Source organism: Streptomyces echinoruber, assembly GCF_014651135.1.
Lineage (GTDB): Bacteria > Actinomycetota > Actinomycetes > Streptomycetales > Streptomycetaceae > Streptomyces > Streptomyces echinoruber.
Window position 1 is genome coordinate 40,644 of the sequence record NZ_BMWH01000015.1, and the last position, 21,414, is coordinate 62,057.

18 protein-coding genes and 1 pseudogene are annotated in these 21,414 nt (G+C 73.7%); 8 read left to right on the forward strand and 11 right to left on the reverse strand.

The window, feature by feature from the left end; genetic code table 11:
* Positions 1 to 2: 2 nt before the first annotated feature.
* From IE225_RS18170 to IE225_RS18190, 5 genes and pseudogenes are all read right to left on the reverse strand, one after another.
* Positions 3 to 1,601, reverse strand: coding sequence for an acyl-CoA carboxylase subunit beta (locus tag IE225_RS18170; RefSeq protein ID WP_190058600.1), 1,599 nt, complete (start codon positions 1,599 to 1,601; stop codon positions 3 to 5).
* Positions 1,598 to 3,283, reverse strand: coding sequence for an acyclic terpene utilization AtuA family protein (locus tag IE225_RS18175; protein WP_190058601.1), 1,686 nt, complete (start codon positions 3,281 to 3,283; stop codon positions 1,598 to 1,600). The genes IE225_RS18170 and IE225_RS18175 overlap by 4 nt, the downstream gene beginning before the upstream one ends.
* A 194-nt stretch (positions 3,284 to 3,477) precedes the next feature.
* Positions 3,478 to 4,263: pseudogene (locus tag IE225_RS18180) on the reverse strand (TIGR03084 family metal-binding protein); the annotation flags it as partial.
* Between the two features lie 168 nt (positions 4,264 to 4,431).
* Entirely contained in the window at positions 4,432 to 5,511 is a 1,080-nt protein-coding gene (locus tag IE225_RS18185; protein ID WP_190058602.1) for an EamA family transporter, read from the reverse strand.
* Between the two features lie 243 nt (positions 5,512 to 5,754).
* Positions 5,755 to 6,120 (reverse strand): hypothetical protein, encoded by a 366-nt coding sequence (locus tag IE225_RS18190; protein ID WP_190058603.1) that lies wholly within the window; start codon positions 6,118 to 6,120, stop codon positions 5,755 to 5,757.
* A gap of 541 nt (positions 6,121 to 6,661) precedes the next feature.
* On the opposite strand from IE225_RS18190, the gene IE225_RS18195 reads away from it, so the two are divergent.
* Both IE225_RS18195 and IE225_RS18200 read left to right on the forward strand, forming a co-directional pair.
* Positions 6,662 to 7,102, forward strand: coding sequence for a hypothetical protein (locus IE225_RS18195; protein WP_190058604.1), 441 nt, complete (start codon positions 6,662 to 6,664; stop codon positions 7,100 to 7,102).
* Entirely contained in the window at positions 7,102 to 7,620 is a 519-nt protein-coding gene (locus tag IE225_RS18200; RefSeq protein WP_190058605.1) for a hypothetical protein, read from the forward strand. Before IE225_RS18195 ends, IE225_RS18200 begins: the two co-directional genes overlap by 1 nt.
* Here the strand turns inward: IE225_RS18200 and IE225_RS18205 are convergent.
* Positions 7,568 to 10,726, reverse strand: coding sequence for an FAD-binding and (Fe-S)-binding domain-containing protein (locus IE225_RS18205; protein WP_190058606.1), 3,159 nt, complete (start codon positions 10,724 to 10,726; stop codon positions 7,568 to 7,570). The two genes, IE225_RS18200 and IE225_RS18205, sit on opposite strands and share 53 nt — an antisense overlap.
* A gap of 247 nt (positions 10,727 to 10,973) precedes the next feature.
* On the opposite strand from IE225_RS18205, the gene serC reads away from it, so the two are divergent.
* Together serC and IE225_RS18215 are read left to right on the forward strand one after the other, a co-directional pair.
* Positions 10,974 to 12,092: a phosphoserine transaminase gene (gene serC, locus IE225_RS18210; RefSeq protein ID WP_190058607.1), complete on the forward strand. Its 1,119-nt coding sequence runs from the start codon at positions 10,974 to 10,976 to the stop codon at positions 12,090 to 12,092.
* A gap of 208 nt (positions 12,093 to 12,300) precedes the next feature.
* Positions 12,301 to 12,705: a PPOX class F420-dependent oxidoreductase gene (locus tag IE225_RS18215; protein ID WP_190058608.1), complete on the forward strand. Its 405-nt coding sequence runs from the start codon at positions 12,301 to 12,303 to the stop codon at positions 12,703 to 12,705.
* A 179-nt stretch (positions 12,706 to 12,884) separates the two neighbouring features.
* On the opposite strand, the gene IE225_RS18220 is transcribed toward IE225_RS18215, so the two are convergent.
* On the reverse strand, positions 12,885 to 13,880 hold the full coding sequence (locus IE225_RS18220) for a WD40 repeat domain-containing protein (RefSeq protein ID WP_190058609.1): 996 nt from the start codon (positions 13,878 to 13,880) through the stop codon (positions 12,885 to 12,887).
* An 88-nt stretch (positions 13,881 to 13,968) separates the two neighbouring features.
* Here IE225_RS18220 and IE225_RS18225 point away from each other — a divergent pair, with 88 nt between their 5' ends.
* The gene (locus IE225_RS18225; RefSeq protein WP_190058610.1) at positions 13,969 to 14,643 is read left to right on the forward strand and encodes a GDSL-type esterase/lipase family protein; all 675 of its coding nucleotides are present in this window, start codon (positions 13,969 to 13,971) and stop codon (positions 14,641 to 14,643) included.
* A 359-nt stretch (positions 14,644 to 15,002) separates the two neighbouring features.
* Here IE225_RS18225 and IE225_RS18230 read toward each other — a convergent pair whose 3' ends face one another.
* Positions 15,003 to 15,992, reverse strand: coding sequence for a LysR family transcriptional regulator ArgP (locus tag IE225_RS18230; RefSeq protein WP_190058611.1), 990 nt, complete (start codon positions 15,990 to 15,992; stop codon positions 15,003 to 15,005).
* A gap of 102 nt (positions 15,993 to 16,094) precedes the next feature.
* On the opposite strand from IE225_RS18230, the gene IE225_RS18235 reads away from it, so the two are divergent.
* Together IE225_RS18235 and IE225_RS18240 are read left to right on the forward strand one after the other, a co-directional pair.
* Entirely contained in the window at positions 16,095 to 16,709 is a 615-nt protein-coding gene (locus IE225_RS18235) for a LysE/ArgO family amino acid transporter (protein WP_190058612.1), read from the forward strand.
* 82 nt (positions 16,710 to 16,791) lie between these two features.
* The gene (locus IE225_RS18240; RefSeq protein ID WP_190058613.1) at positions 16,792 to 17,787 is read left to right on the forward strand and encodes an aldo/keto reductase; all 996 of its coding nucleotides are present in this window, start codon (positions 16,792 to 16,794) and stop codon (positions 17,785 to 17,787) included.
* 257 nt (positions 17,788 to 18,044) lie between these two features.
* On the opposite strand, the gene thpR is transcribed toward IE225_RS18240, so the two are convergent.
* Positions 18,045 to 18,617, reverse strand: a complete 573-nt coding sequence (gene thpR / locus IE225_RS18245) for an RNA 2',3'-cyclic phosphodiesterase (RefSeq protein WP_190058614.1) — start codon at positions 18,615 to 18,617, stop codon at positions 18,045 to 18,047.
* A gap of 102 nt (positions 18,618 to 18,719) precedes the next feature.
* On the opposite strand from thpR, the gene IE225_RS18250 reads away from it, so the two are divergent.
* Complete coding sequence (locus IE225_RS18250; protein ID WP_190058615.1) at positions 18,720 to 19,307, forward strand: Uma2 family endonuclease; 588 nt, start codon at positions 18,720 to 18,722, stop codon at positions 19,305 to 19,307.
* 37 nt (positions 19,308 to 19,344) lie between these two features.
* On the opposite strand, the gene IE225_RS18255 is transcribed toward IE225_RS18250, so the two are convergent.
* Both IE225_RS18255 and IE225_RS18260 read right to left on the reverse strand, forming a co-directional pair.
* On the reverse strand, positions 19,345 to 20,727 hold the full coding sequence (locus IE225_RS18255; protein WP_190058616.1) for an MFS transporter: 1,383 nt from the start codon (positions 20,725 to 20,727) through the stop codon (positions 19,345 to 19,347).
* 28 nt (positions 20,728 to 20,755) lie between these two features.
* Entirely contained in the window at positions 20,756 to 21,193 is a 438-nt protein-coding gene (locus IE225_RS18260; RefSeq protein WP_190058617.1) for a MarR family winged helix-turn-helix transcriptional regulator, read from the reverse strand.
* Positions 21,194 to 21,414 lie beyond the last annotated feature (221 nt).

Consider the following 21,414-nt stretch of genomic DNA (forward strand, 5'->3'; position numbering starts at 1 on the left):
CCTCACATCCGGAAGACGCCGAAGCCGCCGCGCGCGCCTTCGTAGGGCGCGGTGTGGATCGCGGAGAGGCAGATGCCGAGGACGGTGCGGGTGTCGCGCGGGTCGATGACGCCGTCGTCGTACAGCCGCCCGGACAGGAACATCGGCAGGGACTCGGCCTCGATCTGCCGCTCCACCATGGCCCGCAGCGTGGCGTCCGCGTCCTCGTCGTACGGCTGCCCCTTCGCGGCGGCCGACTGGCGGGCGACGAGGGACAGCACGCCGGCGAGCTGTTGCGGGCCCATGACGGCGGACTTGGCGCTGGGCCAGGAGAACAGGAAGCGCGGGTCGTAGGCGCGGCCGCACATGCCGTAGTGGCCGGCGCCGTAGGAGGCGCCCAGGAGGACGGACAGGTGCGGGACGCGGGAGTTGGCGACCGCGTTGATCATCATGGCGCCGTGCTTGATGATGCCGCCCTGTTCGTAGTCCCTGCCGACCATGTAGCCGGTGGTGTTGTGCAGGAAGAGCAGCGGGATGTCGCGCTGGTTGGCGAGCTGGATGAACTGGGCGGCCTTCTGCGACTCCGCGCTGAACAGGACACCTTGGGCGTTGGCGAGGATGCCGACGGGGTAGCCGTGCAGGGCCGCCCAGCCGGTGACCAGGCTGGTGCCGTACAGCGGCTTGAACTCGTCGAAGTCGGAGGCGTCGACGACGCGGGCGATGACCTCGCGGGGGTCGAAGGGGGTCTTCAGGTCGCCGGGGACGATCCCCAGGAGTTCTTCGGCGTCGTACTGGGGCGGCTGGGCGGCGGGGGGATCGGGGTGGGCCTTGCGGTGGTTGAGGCGGGCGACGACGCGCCGCGCCTGGCGGAGCGCGTCGTGTTCGTCGACGGCGAAGTGGTCGGCGAGGCCGGAGACGCGCGCGTGCATCTCGGCGCCGCCGAGGGACTCGTCGTCGCTCTCCTCGCCGGTGGCCATCCTCACCAGCGGCGGCCCGCCGAGGAACACCTTGGCCCGCTCCTTGACCATGATCACGTGGTCGGACATGCCGGGGACGTAGGCGCCGCCGGCGGTGGAGTTGCCGAAGACGACGGCGATCGTGGGGATGCCGGCGGCCGACAGGCGGGTCAGGTCGCGGAAGAGGGCGCCGCCGGGGATGAAGATCTCCTTCTGGGAGGGCAGGTCGGCGCCGCCGGACTCCACGAGGTTGATGCAGGGCAGGCGGTTGGCGAGGGCGATGTCGTTGGCGCGCAGGGCCTTCTTCAGCGTCCACGGGTTGCTGGCGCCGCCACGCACGGTGGGGTCGTTGGCGGTGATGACGCACTCGACGCCCGCCACCACGCCGATGCCGGTGACGAGGGAGGCGCCCACCGTGTGGTCGCTGCCCCAGGCGGCCAGCGGGGACAGCTCCAGGAACGGGGTGTCGGGGTCGAGGAGCAGCTCGACGCGTTCGCGGGCCAGGAGCTTGCCGCGCGCGCGGTGCCGTCGCACGTACGTCTCGCCGCCGCCCGCGAGGGCCTTGGCGTGCTCGGCGGCCAGCTCCTCGAGCTTGGCCAGCATGGCCTCGCGGTGCGCGCGGTAGTCCGGGGAGCGGGTGTCGAGGGCGGAGGGCAGGACCGTCACAGCAGGGCCTCCGGGATGTCCAGGTGGCGGGCGCGCAGCCACTCGCCGAGGGCCTTGGCCTGCGGGTCGAAACGGTGGCGGGCGGCGGCACCGTCGCCGAGGAGCCCCTCGACGACGAAGTTCAGGGCGCGCAGGTTCGGCAACAGGTGCCGGTGGACGGGGAGATCACGGCTCTCCGGGATCAACTCCCGGAAGCGGTCCACCGTCAGTGTGTGGGCGAGCCAGCGCCAGGCGTCGTCCGTGCGGGCCCACACGCCGACGTTGGCGTCGCCGCCCTTGTCGCCGCTGCGGGCGCCGGCGACCAGGCCGAGCGGGGCGCGGCGGGTGGGTCCGGGGGGCGGCGGACCGGGCGGGAGCGGCGGCGGTACGTCCGCCAGGGGCCGCGTGTCCGGGGGCGGCTCCACGCGGACACGGCGGCCGTCGGGCAGGACGGCCACGTGGTCGACCGCTCCTTGGGGGACGGTCGCCGCCTCGAACACCCCGTAGGGCGCGGCCTTCCCGGGCGGCGCGAGCACGTGGAAGCCGGGGTAGCTGGCCAGCGCCAGCTCGACCGCGGCCGCGCCCAGCGCCCGCCCCACGACCGTCTCGTCCCGGTCCCGTACGACGAGCCGCAGCAGCGCACTGGCGGTCTCCTCGGTGCCGGCGTCGGCCCGGTCGGTGCGCACGAGTTCCCAACGCGCCTCGGCCGGCGGGGACTTGGCGAGCGCGTCCGCCATCTGCCGTTTCACCAGGGCGGCCTTGGCGTCGATGTCGAGACCGGTGAGGACGAAGACGACCTCGTTGCGGTGGCCGCCCAGACGGGTGCGGCCGACCTTGAGCGTCGGAGGCGGCGGCTCGCCGCGCACGCCCTCGACCCGCACCCGGTCCGGCCCGTCCTGGCGCAGCCGTACGGTGTCCAGACGCGCGGTGACGTCCGGTCCCGCGTACCGGGCGCCCGCCGTCTCGTACAGCAGTTGCGCGGTGACCGTGCCGGTGTCGACGAAGCCGCCGGTGCCGGGGTGCTTGCCGATCACGCTGCTGCCGTCGGCGTGGACCTCGGCGAGCGGGAAGCCGGGGCGGTGCACGTCGCCGTCGCCGAAGAAGGCGTAGTTGCCGCCGGTGGCCTGGGCGCCGCACTCCAGCACATGCCCGGCGACGACCGCGCCCGCGAGCCGGTCGTACGCGTCCGGCCCCCAGCCGAAGTGCGCGGCGGCGGGACCGGTGACCAGGGCCGCGTCGGTGACCCGCCCGGTGACCACCACGTCGGCGCCGGCCCGCAGGCAGGCGGCGATGCCGAACCCGCCGAGGTAGGCGTGCGCGGTGAGGCTGCCCGGGTGGCGCGCGGTGAGGTCGTCGCCCTCGACGTGCGCGACCCGCACCGGCAGCCCGAGCCGGCCGGCCAGCTCCCGTACGGCGCCGGCGAGCCCGGCCGGGTTGAGGCCGCCGGCGTTGGTGACGATCCGCACGCCCCGCTCGTGGGCCAGGCCCAGGCACTCCTCCAGTTGCCGCAGAAAGGTGCGGGCGTACCCGGCGGAGGGGCCGGAGGGGTCCTTCAGGCGGTCGCGGCCCAGGATCAGCATGGTCAGCTCGGCGAGGTAGTCGCCGGTCAGGACGTCCAGGTCACCGCCGGTGAGCATCTCGCGCATCGCGTCGAAACGGTCGCCGTAGAAGCCGGAGGCGTTGCCTATGCGCAGGGGCCTCACCGGGGGGTCTCCTTTGGGGGGCGGGGGGCGTCTTGGGGTGGGCGGGTGGCGTCTTGGGGCGGGCCGGCCGCGTTCTCGGGCGGGCGGGTGGTGCTCTTGGGCGGGTGGGTGGCTTTCTCCGGTGGGCGGGTGGCTTTCTCCGGTGGGCGAGTGGCCTCCTTCGGTGGGCGGGTGACGTCTTGGGGCGGGCCGGCGGAGCCTTTCGGCGGGCGGCCGGCGCCGGGCGGGCCCGCGAAGGCCTGCGCTACGTCCAGCCACCGCTCGGCGTCCGGTCCCTCGGCGCGGACGGCGAGGTCGGCGCGGTGGGCGCGCTGCGTGACCAGCAGGCAGAAGTCGAGGGCGGGCCCGGTGACACGCTGGGCGGCGTCCTCGGGGCCGTACGCCCACCGCTCGCCGTCCGGCGCGGTGACCTCGACGCGGAACTCCTCGGCGGGCGGGGTGAGCCCGTGCGCGCGGAAGGCGTAGTCGCGGGCGCGCACGCCGATGCGGACGACGTGCCGGAGCCGGGCGGTGGGGGCGCGTACGACGCCGAGCGCGTCGGCGACGTCCTGGCCGTGGGCCCAGGTCTCCATCAGGCGGGCGGAGGCCATGGAGGCGGCGGACATGGGCGGGCCGTACCAGGGGAAACGGACGCCGGGCGGAGCCGCCCGCAGCGCGGCCTCCAGGGCGGCGCGCCCCGCACGCCAGCGGGCGAGCAGCCGGCCGGGCGGCAGTCCGGTGCCTTCCTCGGCGCCCTCGTCGACGAACGTGCCGGGCGCGGCCGCCGCCTTCGCGGCCAGCTCCTGGAAGGCCCCCGGGTCGGTCACCGCGAGCAGGGCGCCGCGGTCGGTCCAGGCCAGGTGCGCGATCTGGTGGGCGACGCTCCAGCCGGGCGCGGGGGTCGGCCGCCGCCAGTCGTCCTCCCCCAGCTCCCCCACCAGCCGGTCGAGTTCCTCGCTCTCCCCGCGCAGATCGTCGATCACGCGTGTCGGATCGGACACGGGCGCTCCCCTCGGGCACGGCGGTGTGCTGGGCGGTGCCCGAGGAGCATGACAGCGGGGCAGGAAACAAGCAAGCGTGCTTGCATGATTTCCGGCCGCAAGGATGCCCGCGCGGGCTCCGGTGCCGGTATGCCGGTACCGGAGCCGGTGTCGCTGCCGACGGGACCGTCAGCCCGCGCCCGCGGCGCCCGGGGCGTCCGTGGCCTCCGTGGCCTCCGTGGCCTCCGTGGCCTCCGTGGCCTCCGTGGCCTCCGTGGCGTCCGTGGCGTCCGCGGCACCCTTCTCGACCGCCTTGGCCCGTCCCGCCTGTCCCGCCCGTCCCGCCTGCGTCCGCACCGCGCCCATGCTCGCCGCGATGACCAGGGCGATGGCGACGGCCTCGGCCGGGGACAGGGACTGGCCCAGGACCAGGAAGCCGGCCGTCGCGGCGAGGGCGGGTTCCAGGCTCATCAGGACGGCGAAGGTGGCGGCGGGCAGGCGGCGCAGGGCGAGGAGCTCGAGGGTGTAGGGCAGGACGGAGGACAGGCAGGCCACGCCGGCGCCCAGACCGAGGGTGACCGGGTCGAGGAGCCGGGTGCCCGCCTCGGCGACGCCCAGCGGCAGGAAGGCGACGGCGGCGACCGTCATGGCGAGCGCGAGCCCGTCGGCCTGAGGGAAGCGGCGGCCGGTGCGGGCGCTGAAGACGATGTACGCGGCCCACATGCAGCCGGCGCCCAGCGCCAAGACGACGCCGACCGGGTCGAGGCCGCCGAAGCCGCCGCCGCTGAGCAGGAAGACGCCGGCGAGGGCGAGCGCGGCCCACAGCACGTTGATCGCGCGGCGGGAGGTGACGACGGACAGGGCGAGCGGGCCGAGCACCTCCAGGGTGACGGCGGGGCCGAGCGGGATGCGGGCGATGGCCTGGTAGAAGAGCCCGTTCATGGCGCCCATGACGAAGCCGAAGGCGACGACCGTGCCCCAGTCGGCGCGGGCGTGGCCGCGCAGACGGGGGCGGCAGGCCACGAGCAGCACGACGGCGGCCACGAACAGCCGCAGGGCCACCACGCCGAGGGCACCGGCCCGCGGCATCAGCGTCACGGCGAGGGCGCCGCCGAACTGGACGGAGACGCCTCCGGCGAGGACGAGACCGACCGGCCCGAGGGAACCGCCCCCTCGGCGCGCGCCGCCGCTCGGCGCGGCCGGGGATGCCGGGGCGGGAGCCGTCGGCGGGGCGGGGGTCGCGGGGGTGGGGTGGCTGTCCACGGGCATCAACTCGGAATTCGTCCAGCACGGTGCACTTCGGAGTCCAGGGTAATGGACCCAAGTCAGGTGTGTGAAGCCGTTTTGGCCCTGTCTCTTGTCCGTGAAAGCGGAAGGCGATGAACGCCGACAAGAGCGTGGGCCCGGAGTTCCGGAGTCCAGGTCCTCCACCCTCAGCCCGTCGGCCGACGGCTACCGACACACAGCGCCCCGCTTCCCAGGACCAGGGAGCGGGGCGCCGCGCATGACCGGTCAGGCCAGGGACGTCGCGATGGCCTCGAAGATGTCGGCGTCAGTCTCCTGCTGCCACGTCGGCAGAGCGGGCCAGTCGGCCACGTACGCCGGCTTGGGGTCCTCGAAATGCTTGTACATCTGCGCGGTCCAGCACGTCGCGACGAAACGCCCCTTCTGCTCGCGCGACAGGCGGGACGCGTGCCCACCGCTCAGTTCGAGGAACTGGCGCACCTGCTCGTACACGGCGCCGGCAGCCTCGCGCTCCCACTCGGGCGTCTCCTCCCACGGAGTCACATAGCTCGGCTTCGGCTCGCCGGGGAAGTACTTGCGCACTCCAGCGATCCACGCTTCACGGAACAGTCGAGCGCCCGCGGCTTCCGACATGCCCATCCCTTCCGTCAGGTTGTGCACAGTACGCCGATCTCGGCGTCCAACTCGGCCACGCGGCGATCCTGCCCCAAAGAGCCGAGTTCTGCGCGCAACATCTGGAGTCTCCGGACAGCTTATTCAGACCCTGACTATCAAGCCCCGGGCTTCGTGGGCGACGGATGGGTTAGTTTTCAGGGCAGGTCGCCGTCAGCGTGACGGCGCCTCCAGAGCGCCTTTTTCAGGGCGTCCAGGGCCAGGCCGGTGTGCAGGGAGGTGGTGACCTGCCGACCCGCCCACCAACCACCCGTGGGAAGGCAGCGGCCGCCGCGCACCGGTTCAGCGGCTTCAGCCGTCAGTCCCGAGCGGCGGAGAGTGGCATGAAAGGCGGCTGGAGGTACCGACTTTGCTGATTGCGGATGTTGTTATTGCCCTTCGGTGGGCGGCAAGCTCTGGGCTTCCTCAATTCAAGATTTTCTGCTTGACCGGTTGATCGACCGTGCGTGAGTGTCCTGGACGCGTCAGCTCCCACGGGGGGAGGGGCGGTGAAAGGACGACCATGCGTCTGGGAGTGAGGCGTGCCGCGGCCACGACCACCGCGGTGGCGCTCATCGTGCTGAGTCTGGGCAGCGGTGTCGCGGTGGCCGACGATGTTCCGGCAGACACCGGTGTGGTGATCAACACGGATCCGCCGCAGGAGACCGACCCGGCCGACACCGGCCTGGTGGACGTACCCGCGGACCGGTTCGACGCGGAGCCCGACATCCCGGGCGGCGACGACACCGGGCCCGGCAACCACCCCGGCGGCGACCTGTGCGACCGCACCGCCGTCTCCACCCCGGCGCACAAGACCACGCACGCCCCCTACGGCGTGTACCGGCTGCGCAACCAGGGCACGAGCTACCTCCTCTACAGCAACTTCCGGACTTCCGCGAAGAGCACCGTCACCGGCTGCACCCCGCACCACGTGGGCTGGTACATCTGGGAGACGAGCAACTGATGACGCTCACCAACAGCCCCGCCCGCGTGGCCGGTTGCGTGCTCGTGGCCGCCGCGGTGATGGCCGGCTGCAGCTCCCGCCAGGACGGCCCCGCCCGCAGCCGCCCGGGTCCGGCGTCGAGTGCGCCACCGGCCACGGCGTCCTCCGGCGCGAGCGTGGATCCGTACGCGCCGTCGGTGGCCAAGGTCCCCGACATCGCCTCGGACGGCATCACGAAACTGGTGTCGGCCACCGAGGTCACGGGCAGCGCGGTCCATCCCCTTCCGGGCGGGGTGAAGGCGGGCAGGACACTGGCGATCGCGGTCAACTGCGCGGGCGCGGGAAAGATCACCGTGCGCGTGCGGCCGACCGGCACCTCCTTCCTCTTGCAGTGCGAGAAGGGGAAGGTGCTGCCCGCCATGAACGAGATCCAGTTGAGCGAGAGCCACCCCGACAGTTCTCTGCAATTCACCGCGGGCGCGGGCGTCACGTGGTCGTTCGCGGCGGGCTGGGATCCTCACCCCCCTGAACGGCGGTAAGAAAGCCCCGTCTCGGGGAGGGAAACCCGTCCTGCGGACCGTCCCGTGGCCCGTCCCGCGGACCGTCCTCCAGTTCCTCCTCCAGTTCTTCCTCCAGCCCCTCCGCCAGCACCTCCGCCAGGTGCCGCCCCCGCACCCCGGCCAGTTGTTCGAGCTGTGTGCGGCAGGAGAAGCCGTCGGCGAGGATCACCGTGCCGTCGGGTGCGGACCGCACGGCGGGCAGGAGCTGCTCCTCGGCGCAGGCGCGGGAGACAGCGAAGTGGCCCGGTTCGAAGCCGAAGTTCCCGGCCAGGCCGCAGCAGCCGCCGCTCAGGTCGCCGGTGAGGCCGGCGGCGGTGCGCAGGCGGCGGTCGGGGGCGTCGCCGAGGACGGCGTGCTGATGGCAGTGGGTCTGCCCGGCGACGGGGCGGTCCAGGCGCGGCGGGCGCCAGCCGGGGGCGTGGCGTTCCAGGGCCTCGGCGAAGGTGAGGACGCGGTCGGCGAGGCGGCGGGCGCGCGGGTCGCCGGGCAGCAGTTCGGGCAGGTCGGTGCGGAGCGCGGCGGCGCAGCTCGGCTCCAGGACGACGACCGGGACGGCGGCGGCGAGGACCGGTTCCATCAGGTCGAGGGTGCGGCGCAGCACCGTGCGGGCGCGGTCGAGCTGGCCGGTGGAGACGTACGTCAGTCCGCAGCACACTCGGCCCCGGCCGCGCAGCACCGCCGGCGGGCCGAGCGTCCGCGACCGTCCGTCCCCGATGGGCGCGGGGCGCAGGCGCAGGGTCGGCGGGAGGGCCACGCGCAGCCCGGCGGCCCGCAGGACGCGCACGGCCGCGCGGCCCACGGAGGGCGAGAAGTGCTCGGTGAAGGTGTCCGGCCACAGCACCACCAGCGGGCCACTCCCGCGCCCCGCTTCCCCGTTCCCGTGCGCCGCTTCCCCGCTTCCGCGCACCGCTCCCTCGTCCCCGCGCCCCGCTCCCCCGCTTCCGCGCCCCGCTTCCCCGTTCCCACGCCCCGCTCCCCCGCTTCCGCGCCCCGCTTCCCCGTTCCCACGCCCCGCTCCCCCGCTGCGGCGCCACCAGCGGCTGAACGGCTCGGCCGCCAGGCGCGGCAGGTCCCGCTCCGGGGCGATCCCGCCCAGCCACTTGGCCGCCGACGCCACCGGGCGGACGGAGGCGAGCGCGTTGACGACGGGTGCGGTGCGGGTGGCGGCGACCGCGCGCAGCCACTCGGGCAGCCGGCCCATGCTGTGGTGGGCGGCCGGACGGCGCCGCCCCCGGTAGTGCTGGTGCAGGAACTCCGCCTTGTACGTGGCCATGTCGACCCCGACGGGGCAGTCGGAGCGGCACCCCTTGCAGGCCAGGCACAGATCCAGCGCCTCGCGCACCTCCGCCGACCGCCAGCCGTCGGTGACGACCTCGCCGGCGAGCATCTCGTGCAGCAGCCGGGCCCGTCCGCGCGTGGAGTGCCGTTCCTCGCCGGTGACGCGGAACGACGGGCACATCACCTCCGGCCCGGACACCGCCGTCGTACGGCATTTGGCGACGCCCACGCAGCGGCGGACGGCGGCGGAGAAGTCGCCGCCGTCGGCGCGGTAGCCGAAGGCGACGCCGGCCGGGCGGTGCGGGAGGACGGCGAAGCGCAGGTCGGCGTCGAGGGGCGCGGGCCGCACCAGCCTGCCCGGGTTGAGCAGGTCGTCGGGGTCCCAGACGGCCTTGGCGCGCTCGAAGAGGGTGACCGTCTCCGCGCCGTACATTTTCGGCAGCAGCTCGGCGCGCGCCTGGCCGTCGCCGTGCTCCCCGGACAGCGACCCGCCGTGCGCCACGACCAGGTCGGCCAGTTCCTCGGAGAAGCGCCGGAAGCGCGCCACGCCCCGCGTGCTCAGCAGGTCGAAGTCGATGCGGACGTGGACGCAGCCGTCGCCGAAGTGCCCGTACGGCGTGCCGCGCAGCCCGTGCGCGGCCAGCAGGGCGCGGAACTCGCGCAGGTAGGCGCCGAGCCGGGCGGGCGGCACCGCGCAGTCCTCCCAGCCGGGCCAGGCCTCCGAGCCGTCCGGCATCCGGGTCGCCGTGCCGCTGGCGTCCTCGCGGATCCGCCACAGCGCCCGCTGCCCGGCCGGGTCGGTGACGACCACGGCGTCCACGACGTCGGCCGCGCGTACGACGGCGTCCGCCCGCGCGCGTGCCTGCGCCCGCGTTTCCCCGCCCATCTCCACGAACAGCCAGGCCCCGCCCCGCGGCAGCCCGGCCGTGCCCGGCGGCACCAGGTCGGCGGCCATGCCCTCCACCGTCAGCGGCCGGTGCGCCGGCAGGCCGGCCGCGGCCTCGGCGGCGGCGCTCTCGTCGGCGTACCCCAGCACCGCCAGCACGCGCGCGGGGGGCGTCTCGACGAGCCGGACCACCGCCTCGGTGAGCACGCCGAGGGTGCCCTCGGAGCCGCAGAAGGAGCGGGCCACGTCGGCGCCGCGCTCCGGCAGCAGCGCGTCCAGCGCGTACCCGGAGATGCGGCGGGGCAGGTGCGGGAACCCGGTGCGCAGCCGCGCCAGCTCGCCCTCGACCAGCGCCCGCAGTCCCTCGGGCGCGCCCGCCCACTCCCGCCCGAGTGTCAGCCGCCGCCCGCGCGCGGTGACGACGGACAGCTCCCGCACACTGTCCGCCGTGGTGCCCCACGCCACCGAGTGGGACCCGCAGGAGTTGTTGCCGATCATCCCGCCGAGTGTGCACCGGCCGTGCGTGGAGGGGTCCGGCCCGAACCGCAGCCCGTGCGGCGCGGCCGCCTCCTGCAGCCGGTCCAGCACCAGTCCCGGCTGCACCACCGCGGTGCGCGCCGCGGGGTCGAGGGCGAGCAGCCGGTTCATGTGCCGCGTGAAGTCCAGCACCACGCCGTCGCCCGTCGCGTTCCCCGCGATCGACGTGCCCCCGCCCCGCGCCACCACCGGCACCCCGTGCCCCCGGCACACCTCCAGCACCGCCGCCACGTCGTCCGCGTCCCGCGGCGCCACCACCCCCAGCGGCACCCGCCGGTAGTTGGAGGCGTCCATGGTGACCAGCGCCCGCGCGGTGACACCGAAGTCCACGTCACCGCGGACGGTCGCGCGCAGATCGGCTTCGAGGGCCCGGAGATCCGTCATACGTCCAGGATGCACCCGACCACTGACAGTGACGACCGCCGGAGGCCGGCGACGGCCTCCGGAGGGCAGCGACGCCTGCCGTCGGTCAGTGACGTCTGCCGGCGGCCGGCGACGCCTGCCGACGGTCACCGGCGGTGGCGTCCCCCGCGGCGACCGCCGTCCACCCGGGTGTCTCACCCGACGGCGGGTGTCTCACCCGACGGACTGCGTTTCGCCCGGATTTCCCGTACCGGCTACGCTCCCGTGCGTGGCCGACATCCAGATTCCCGCTGACATCAAGCCCGCCGACGGACGCTTCGGCTCGGGTCCCTCCAAGGTGCGGACGGAGGCGCTGCAGGCGCTGGCCGCCACCGGTACCTCCCTCATGGGCACCTCGCACCGCCAGGCCCCGGTCAAGAACCTCGTCGGCAAGGTCCGCGAGGGCATCGCCCAGCTCTTCTCCCTGCCCGACGGGTACGAGGTGATCCTCGGCAACGGCGGCTCCACCGCCTTCTGGGACATCGCCACCCACGGCCTGATCGAGAACAAGTCGCAGCACCTCAGCTTCGGCGAGTTCTCCTCCAAGTTCGCCAAGGCCGCCACACTCGCCCCCTGGCTGGCCGAGCCCACCGTGATCTCCGCCGACCCGGGCAGCCACCCGGAGCCGCGGGCGGAGGAGGGCGTCGACGTCTACGCCTTCACCCACAACGAGACCTCCACCGGCGTGGCCATGCCCATCAGGCGGGTGACCGGTGCCGACGAGGGCGCGCTCGTCCTGGTCGACGCCACCTCCGGCGCGGGCGGCCTGCCGGTCGACATCGCCGAGACGGACGTCTACTACTTCGCGCCGCAGAAGTCCTTCGCCGCCGACGGCGGCCTGTGGATCGGCATCTTCTCCCCGGCCGCGATCGAGCGCGCCGAGCGCGTGCACGCCTCCGGCCGCCACGTCCCGGAGTTCTTCTCCCTGCCGACGGCGATCGACAACTCGCGCAAGAACCAGACGTACAACACCCCGGCCCTGGCCACCCTGTTCCTGCTCAACGAGCAGCTCGAGTGGCTCAACGGCCAGGGTGGCCTGGACTGGGCCACGGCCCGCACCAAGGACTCCTCCAGCCGTCTGTACGCCTGGGCGGAGGAGGCCAAGTACGCCACCCCGTTCGTCGCCGACCCCGCCAAGCGCTCCCAGGTCGTGGGCACCATCGACTTCACCGACGAGGTCGACGCCGCCGCCGTCGCCAAGGTGCTGCGCGCCAACGGCATCGTCGACACCGAGCCGTACCGCAAGCTCGGCCGCAACCAGCTGCGCATCGCGATGTTCCCGGCGGTGGACCCGGCGGACGTCGAGGCGCTGACGAAGTGCGTCGACTACGTCATCGAACGACTCTGACCGCGGCGGTACGCCGACGAGGCCGACGGAGTCGAAGTCGGCGCGGACGCGCGTCCGCGAGTCCGTGAGTCGGCGAGTCCGCGAGTCCGCGAGTCCGCGAGTCCGCGAAGGGCGCCCGGCAGGCGGCCGGGCGCCCTTCGGGTGCGCGGACCACACCGGTGGTGCGGCAACGGGTGACAAACCGGCCCGGCGGTGCCTCCATGGACCCATGAGTTCTCAGACCGCCGCGAGCCCGGAGTTGGCTCGCTTCGTCAGGCAGTACACCGTCTTGCTCACGACGTACAAGAGGGACGGCACGGGTGTGGGCACACCGGTGAACATCGCGGTCGACGGCGACCGCGCGTACTTCCGCACGCCGGGCGGGACTTGGAAGGTCAAGCGGATCCGCAACAACCCGGAGGTGGAGCTGGCCCCGTCCACCTTCCGCGGCCGGCCCACCGGCCCGGCGGTCCGCGCCCGGGCGCGGCTGCTGGAGCCGGGCGGCGCCGAGGACCGGCACGCGGCGCGGCTGCTGCGGCGCAAGTACCCGTTCGTGCAGGGCGTGTTGGTGCCGCTCGCGCACAAGCTGATGCGGACGCGGACGCTGCACTACGAGCTGCGGATCGCGCGGTAGGCGGTGGCGAGCCGGACCGCACGGCGGACGGGGCGGCGCGGCCCGCCCGTACGACGCGACGGTGTGCCCGCACGACAGGGCCGCATGCCCGCACGACAGGGCCGCATGCCCGCACGGCAGAGCGGCATGCCCGCACGGCAGAGCGGTGCGCTCGTCTCCGCCCCGGCGCCGCGTCCGTCTCAGCTTCGGCGTCGCAGCCGCCGCAGCCCGAGGAGGGCCACCGCCGCCACCGCCAGGACGACGGCGCCGACCTTGACGCCGTCCCCGGTGCCGTCGCCGCCGCTCGGGGACGCCGGGTCCTTGGCGGCGGAGGCACCCGGGCCGCCGTCTCCGCCGCCCGGCGCGTCCTCGGCGATCACCCGGCTCTGGGCGCCCTCGCTGCCGTAGAGGAGTTTCGCGCCGTCGGCGCTGTAGGTCACCGACTCGCCCTGCCCCTGCAGCGGCACGTCCAGCCGGCCCACGCGCTTGAGGGTGCCGTCGTCGAAGGCGTAGAGGATGCCGCCGAAGTAGCCGCGGACGGCGAGGCGCCTGCCGTCCGGGGAGAACGCCGCGTCCGTGGCCCACAGGTCGACCGGGGCCACGGGGCGGAAGACGTTGGTGCCGGAGGGGGACAGGGTGGCCGGGCCCTCGTAGAGGTGGCCGCCGTCCTCCTTCTTGTCGATGAGGTACACCCGCCCGGTCCTGGGGTGGACGAGCAGGGACTCGGCGTCGCGCGGCCCGTCGGCGTACTTCACGACGTACTGCGTGGCCCGCACCGTCTGGTCCTTCAGCACCTTCGGCTCGGGCAGCCGGTAGATCCACACGTACGGCCACTTGCCGCCGAGGTTGTCGCCGATGTCGCCGACGTAGATCTGGTTGCCGGGGCCGATGGAGATCGCCTCCACGTCGCGCGGCCGGCCGATGCCGGTGAGGGTGATCCGGGCGACGGTGTTCCCGGTGCGGCCGTCGACGGCGTAGAGGTAGGGGCCGTCGTCGCTGTCGTTGTGGGTCCAGTAGATCCCGGGGTGCAGGCGGGAGGCGGCCAGGCCGCTGGACTCGGTGATGCGCGGGTCCTTGATCGTGAAGCCGTCGTCGCCGGCGGCGGCCGAGGCGGGGGCGGTGGGGACGCCCGCGAGCAGGACCGCGGCGAGGAGGGCGAACGAACGGACGACGGGTCGCACGGAGGGACGGCGCATGCCCCAAGCCTGCCATCCCGGACCGCCGTTCACCGGCCGTGGCGGGCCTCACACCCCGCGCGGCCCCGTGATCGCCGATGATGAGCGGATGCTCAGGATCATGCCCGTGGGCGATTCCATGACGATCGGCAGCACCGGCCGGCACACGTGGCGGTACCGGTTGTGGCAGCACCTGCGCGCCACCCACGACGGTCCGTTCACGCTCGTCGGCCCGCGCGAGACGCTGTACGACCCGACGGCGGACGCGGCGACGTCGTACGCCTACGCCGACCCCGACTTCCCGCGCGCCCACCTGGCCGGCTGGGGCGAGGGCTGGCTGCACCTGGCCCCGCTGGTCGGCGACGCGGTCCGCGCGCACCGCGCCGGCCTGCTGCTGGTCTCCCTCGGCCTGATCGACCTGGGCTTCTACACGGACGCGGACCAGACGCAGGAGAACGTGCGGGCGTTCGTGGCCGCCGCCCGGTCCGCCAACCCGGACGTGCGGATGGTGCTGCTGCCGGTGATCCCCAACATACGGGCCGAGGCGGACGAGTCGTTCGCGGCACAGGTGGCGCGCTTCAACGAGCTGTTCGCCAAGACCCTCGCGGAACTGGACACCCCGCGCTCCCCGCTGGTCCTGGCCGCCGTCCCGCCGGAGTACGACATCCACACCGACACCTACGACGGCACCCACCCGAACGCGAGCGGCGAGCACCGCATCGCGGGCGCGTTCGCCGCGGCGCTGCACGAGACGTGGGGGCTGGGCGGGCCGTACGTCGGCTGACGGACCGTCAGTTGCCGTGTTTCTGTGGGTCCGTGGACCGACACGGCGCCCCGCAGACACGGCAACACGGGAACACGGCGACACGGGAAGACCCCGCCTCCGGTGTCACGGAGGCGGGGTCTTCGGTGGAGCGCCGGGCAGGCCTTGCACCTGCATCTCCCCGCAGGAAGCGGGGCGTCTTTCCTTGGACCACCAACGCGCGACATTCCGCCGGGAGTTCGGCGGCGTGCACAAGATCAGTGTAGCCCAGGCGGACGCCGCTGTCATGCCGGCGCCGAACGGGGTGCGTTCGGGCCAACTCCGGGCCCGAAGTCGGTCCGGGGTGGGCCCGGAGTGGACCCGGAGTGGCCCCACCCGCCTCACTGCCGCAGCGCCCCGGCCGCCGTCGCCGCCACCGCGTCGGCCACCGCGGCCAGGGCGGGCGAGTCGAGCTTCCACTGCTGCCAGTAGAGGGGAACGTCAACAGCACAGTCAGCACAGTCGGCGCAATCGGCACAATCGGCGCAGTCGGCGCGGTCGATACCGTCGGCACCACCAGTACCGCCCATGCGATCGGCACCGTCGGGAACGAGGCGGACCAGGCGGCCGGAGGCGAGGAGCGGCTCGGCGTGGACCTCGGGGACCAGGCCCCAGCCGAGGCCGGCGGCGACGCACTCGACGAAGCCCTCCGAGGTGGGCACGTAGTGGCGTACGGCGCTCGCGCCGCCGCGGCCCGGGCACAGCCGGCGGACGTAGCCGTCCTGCAGGTCGTCGCGCCGGTCGAAGACCACCACGGGGGCCGTGGCCAGGGTCTCCCGCAGCGGGCCGCGCAGGTGGGCGGCGGCGAAGCCGGGGTGGGCGACGGGCACGTAGCGCATCCGGCCCAGGGCGCGCACCGAGCAGCCCGTCACCGGGTCGGAGGAGGAGGTCACCGCGGCCATCACCCGGCCTTCGCGCAGCAGCGCCGCGGTGTGGTCCTGGTCCTCCCGGTGCAGTTCGAAGCAGAGTCCGAGGTCCCGCGGCACCGCCGTCAGGGCGTCCAGGAACCAGGTGGCCAGCGAGTCGGAGTTCACCGCGACGGACACCCGGGTCGCCTCTCCGGTGCCGCTCATGCCCAGTTCGGCGCGGGCGTCGCGCTCCAGCCGGGCCAGTTGCCGGGCGAACCGCACGACGACCTCGCCGGACTCGGTGAGCCGTACCGGCTTGGTGCGCAGCAGCAGTACCCGGCCCGTGCGCTGCTCCAGCGCCTTGACCCGCTGGCTGACCGCCGAGGGCGTCACGTGCAGCGCGGCGGCCGCCGCGTCGAACGTGCCCTCGTCCACCACCGCGAGCAGCGTGCGCACCTGGTCGAGGGGAAGGTCCGTCACCATCCCCCCATCATGCCCACCCCCACCCGTCGCCTTAAGCGGAACTGAAGCTCCCTAAGAATCATTAGCTGTACGCCGGACTGCGGCCCACCTAGCGTCGGAGCCATGTCCTCCCCCGCACTCGCCGCCGCGGCCGCCGGCTTCGGCACCGGTCTGTCCCTCATCGTCGCCATCGGCGCCCAGAACGCCTTCGTCCTGCGCCAGGGCATCCGCCGCGACGCGGTCCTCGCCGTGGTCGGCATCTGCGCCCTGTCCGACACCGTGCTCATCGCCCTCGGCGTCGGCGGGGTCGGCGCCCTGGTCGTGGCGTGGCCGGGCGCCCTGACGGCGGTGGGCTGGATCGGCGGCGCGTTCCTGATCTGCTACGGCGTGCTGGCCGCCCGCAGGGTGCTGCGGCCGGGGTCGCTGCGCGCGGAGGGGGAGGCGGCCGGTTCCCGGCGCCGGGCGGTGCTGACCTGCCTGGCGCTGACGTGGCTCAACCCGCACGTCTACCTCGACACCGTCTTCCTGCTCGGCTCGGTCGCCGCCGGCCACGGCCCGCAGCGCTGGACCTTCGGTGGGGGCGCGGCGCTGGCCAGCCTGTGCTGGTTCACCGCCCTCGGCTTCGGCGCCCGCCTGCTCGGCCGCTTCCTGGCCGCGCCGGCGGCCTGGCGCGTCCTGGACGCCCTGGTGGCCGCCACCATGATCACCCTGGGTGTCACCCTGCTGACCCGGTCGTGACGCGGGCCGTCACCGGATCCCGGACGCGGACACCCGGGCGGCCCTTGCCTAGAGCGCACTCCACCTCGTTGGCTAGGTCGTCATGGAGTACACGCAGCTCGGACGCACGGGACTCAAGGTCAGCCGACTGGTGCTCGGCACCATGAACTTCGGTCCGCAGACCGACGAGGCGGACAGTCACGCGATCATGGACGCGGCACTGGACGCGGGCATCAACTTCTTCGACACCGCGAACGTCTACGGCTGGGGCGAGAACAAGGGCCGCACGGAGACGATCATCGGCAACTGGTTCGCCCAGGGCGGCGGGCGGCGCGACAAGACCGTCATCGCCACCAAGGTCTACGGCAACATGGGCCCGGACGGCGTGCCCGCGTGGCCGAACCAGGACAAACTGTCGGCTCTCAACATCCGCCGGGCGGTGGACGCGAGCCTGAAGCGGCTGCAGACCGACCACATCGACCTCTACCAGTTCCACCACATCGACCGCAGCACCCCGTTCGAGGAGATCTGGCAGGCGATCGACGTCCTGGTCCAGCAGGGCAAGATCCTCTACGTCGGCTCCTCCAACTTCCCCGGCTACAAGATCGCCCAGGCCAACGAGCTGGCCGCGCGCCGCGGCGGCACCATCGGGCTGGTCAGCGAGCAGTGCCTGTACAACCTGGTCGAGCGGCGCGCCGAGATGGAGGTCATCCCGGCCGCGCAGGACTACGGCCTGGGCGTCATCCCCTGGTCGCCGCTGCACGGCGGGCTGCTCGGCGGGGTGCTGAAGAAGGAGGTGGAGGGCAGCCGCCGCACCTCCGGGCGGGCAGCCGACGCGCTGGCCGACCCCGGCTTCCGCGCGAAGATCCAGGCCTACGAGGACCTGGTCGACAAGCACGGCCTGCAGCCCGGCGAGGTTGCGCTGGCCTGGCTGCTGACCCGGCCCGGCGTGACCGGCCCGATCGTCGGCCCGCGCACCGCCGAGCAGCTCGACTCCGCGCTGCGCGCGGCGGAACTCACGCTGCCGGAGGAGCTGCTGACCGGCCTGGAGGAGATCTTCCCGGGCCCGGGGCCGTCCCCGGAGGCCTTCGCCTGGTAGGACGGCGGCCGCCGACCGGTGGCCGATGACCGGTGGCCGATGACCGGTGGCCGATGACCGGTGGTCGATGACCGGTGACCGGTGATCGGGGCGACGGCGGTGCCCGGCCCGCAGCCCGCGGGCCGGGGACCAGGGGCCGGGGGCCGCAGGCCGGGGCCTACTTCCGGACCGCCGCCGCCACGATCACCACGACGAACATCAGCACCAGCACACCGGCCATGATCCGGTTACGGGTCTTCGGGTCCACGGCACCGAGCCTAACCGGCCGCGCCCAGCCGCCAGCGGCCGACCGGGTCGTAGCGGGGCTGCTCGCCCGGCCCCCCGGAGCGGGGCAGGGTGCTGCGCACCAGCACCAGCTCCTCCACCGTCCAGGTCCGGCTCCCGAACCCCCGCAGCGCCTCGACGTACGGCCGCACGTCCACCGCCTCCCGGCCGCGCGCCACCGTCAGGTGGGCCCGGTAGCGCCGCTGCTCGCCCGTCTCCACGCCCGCCTTCCGGGCGGCGGCCGCGGCCCGCTCGGCCAGCAGCCGCAGCGTCCGCACGTCCCCGTCGGCCCCGGCCCACAGCGCCCGCCCGCGCCCGAACTGCCCGCCGCCGCGCACCGCCAGCGGGAACGGCTCGGTCCGCCGCGCGGCCCGCTCCAGCCGGTCCGACAGCTCCGGTACGACGTCCTCGTCGACCTCGCCGTAGAAGGCCAGCGTGAAGTGCCACCCGGACCGCCCGGTCCAGCGCAGCCCGTCCGCCCCGGGCAGCCGCCGCAGCGCCTCGACCTCGGCGGCCAGGGCGCGGGTGACGTCCTCGGGCGGCAGGACGGCGGCGAAGAGTCTCATGGCACCAGTGTCCCCGCCACCCGGGCGTTTCCGGGCGACCGTTCGTATCGTTGTACTGCCCGACTGCACTCGTCCGTGAGGCAGCCGGGGAGGAGCGCCACCATGACCGTCCTGGAAGACAGGATCGAGATGGCCGAGAGCAACGGCGACCTTACGCTCGACAAGATGTTCGAGTGTCTCGAGAAGATGCCCATCCCCGACGGATACAAGGTCGAGATCGTTGGGGGAAACATCTTCATGTCGCCGCAGCGCACCACCCACTGGGAGATCGTCTTCGACATCCTCGACCAGTTGCGCGCCCGCTTTCCCAAGCAGCGCCTGAAGTCGGACGTCCGCATCGACTACCCGGGGCACCTCAACGGTTTCGCCACCGATGTCACCCTGATCGCCGAGGGCGCGAAGCTGGACGGCAGGCGCCGCTGGCACTACCAGGACGTCGAGTTCATCGCCGAGGTCATCTCCGAGGACACCGCCGCCAACGACTACGGCCCGAAGAAGGCCGCCTACACCGCCGCCGAGGTGCCGGTGTACCTGATCGTGGACCCGTACACCGGCCGCTGGCACCTGTACACCCTGCCCAAGGACGGCGAGTACCGCAGCGAGCTCAGCCTCGACTTCGGCGACGACGTCGACCTGACCGGCACCCCGGTCGGCCTGGTGCTGAAGACGGACGAGTTCCCCCGCGACTGACCAGGCCCGGCCGGGCGGTCGCGGGGGCCGGTGCGGGTCACGCCGCCGGCGCCAGGTCCTCCCGCCGCTCGCGCGGGACGAGGCGGACGTCGGGGTGGCCGTGGTTCCAGGTGACCGACAGGCGCAGGCCGCCGGCGCGGGCCAGCAGGAGGCCGATGAGGGCCGCGGCCAGGGCGGAGACGGCGCCGCCGACGGCGAGGCCGGCGCGGACGCCGTAGACGTCGGTGATCCAGCCGGCGATGGGCGCGCCCACCGGGGAGCCGCCGAGGAACACCATCATGTACAGGGCCATGACGCGGCCGCGCATGGCCGGTTCGGTGGACATCTGGATGCCGGTGTTGGCGGTGACGTTCATGGTCATGCCGAAGACGCCGAGCGGCACCATGAGCGCGGCGAACAGCCACAGCGAGGGCGTCACGGCGGCCGCCAGTTCCGCGGCGCCGAAGGCCAGCGCCGCGACGACCAGCACCCGCATCCGGGCCGTGCCGCGGCGGGCCGCGAGCAGCGCGCCGACGAGGGAGCCGACGGCCATCAGGGTGTTGAAGAGGCTGTAGGAGCCGGCGCCCGCGTGGAAGACGTCGTCGGCGAAGGCGGAGAGGTAGACGGGGAAGTTGAAGCCGAACGTGCCGACGAAGCCGACCAGCGCGATCGTCCAGATCAGCCGCGGCCGCCCGGCGACGTAGCGCAGGCCCTCGCGGAGCTGGCCCTTGCCGCGCGGCGCGCGCTCCACGGCGTGCAGCTCGCGGGCGCGCATCAGCAGCAGGCCGGCGATGGGCGCGAGGAAGGACAGGCCGTTGCACAGGAACGCCCAGCCGGTGCCGACGCCGGTGATCAGCAGGCCGGCGACGGCGGGGCCGACCAGGCGGGCGGACTGGAAGTTCGCCGAGTTCAGGCTGACCGCGTTCTGCAGTTGCCGCGGGCCGACCATCTCGGAGACGAAGGACTGGCGGGCCGGGTTGTCCACCACGGTGGCCAGGCCGACGGCGAAGGCGGCGACGTACACGTGCCACACCTGGACGTGGCCGGTCAGGGTGAGCGCGGCGAGCACCAGGCCGGTCACGGCCATCGAGGACTGCGTGACCAGCAGCGTGGGGCGCTTGGGGAAGCGGTCGACGAGGAGCCCGCCGTACAGGCCGAACAGCAGCATCGGCAGGAACTGCAGGGCGGTGGTGACACCGACGGCGGTGGAGGAGCCGGTGAGGCTGAGCACCAGCCAGTCCTGGGCGATGCGCTGCATCCAGGTGCCGATGTTGGAGACGACCTGGCCGAGGAAGAACAGGCGGTAGTTCCTGATGCCCAGCGAGCTGAACATCGAGGACCTGCGCGAACCGGGGGTGGCGGGAGAGTCGGGGGTGGAGTCGGGGGTGGAGTCGGGGGTGGTCGGTGCGGGGACGGAAGCTGCTCCGGGTCCCGTACTCAAAAGGGTTCGCCTCCTCGTGACTGTCTCTTTACAGGTGCGCGAGCTTCTCCAGTACGGGGGCGGCGGCGCGGAGTTTCGCCCACTCGTCCTCGTCGAGTCCCTCGATGAGACCGGCCAGGAAGGCGTTGCGCTTGCGGCGGCTCTCCTCGAGCATCGCCTCGGCCTGCTCGGTCCTGGTGACGACCTTCTGCCGCCGGTCCTCGGGGTGCGGCTCCAGCCGGACCAGGCCCTTGGCCTCCAGCAGCGCCACGATGCGGGTCATCGACGGCGGCTGGACGTGCTCCTTGCGGGCGAGCTCGCCCGGGGTGGCGCTGCCGCAAGTGGACAGCGTGCCCAGCACCGACATCTCGGTGGGGCTGAGCGACTCGTCGACCCGCTGGTGCTTGAGCCGACGGGACAGCCGCATCACGGCGGATCGCAGGGAGTTCACGGCGGCAGCGTCGTCGCCATGGCTAAGGTCCGGCATGGTGTTTAGCGTAACTCATTACTCTGACTAAAGACCACTCGGAGGCCCCGTCGGCCACCGTGACTCTGGCCACGTACGCCCCGCATCGGCCCCGCCGCGGACCCCACCGCGCCCGTACGAGCGACCGAACGCACCACCCGTACGAGTGAGCGAACGCTCCACTCGTACGGGTGATCCGGGCGCGGAACGCCGACCTCCCGCCCGGTGCTGCCGCGACCCTC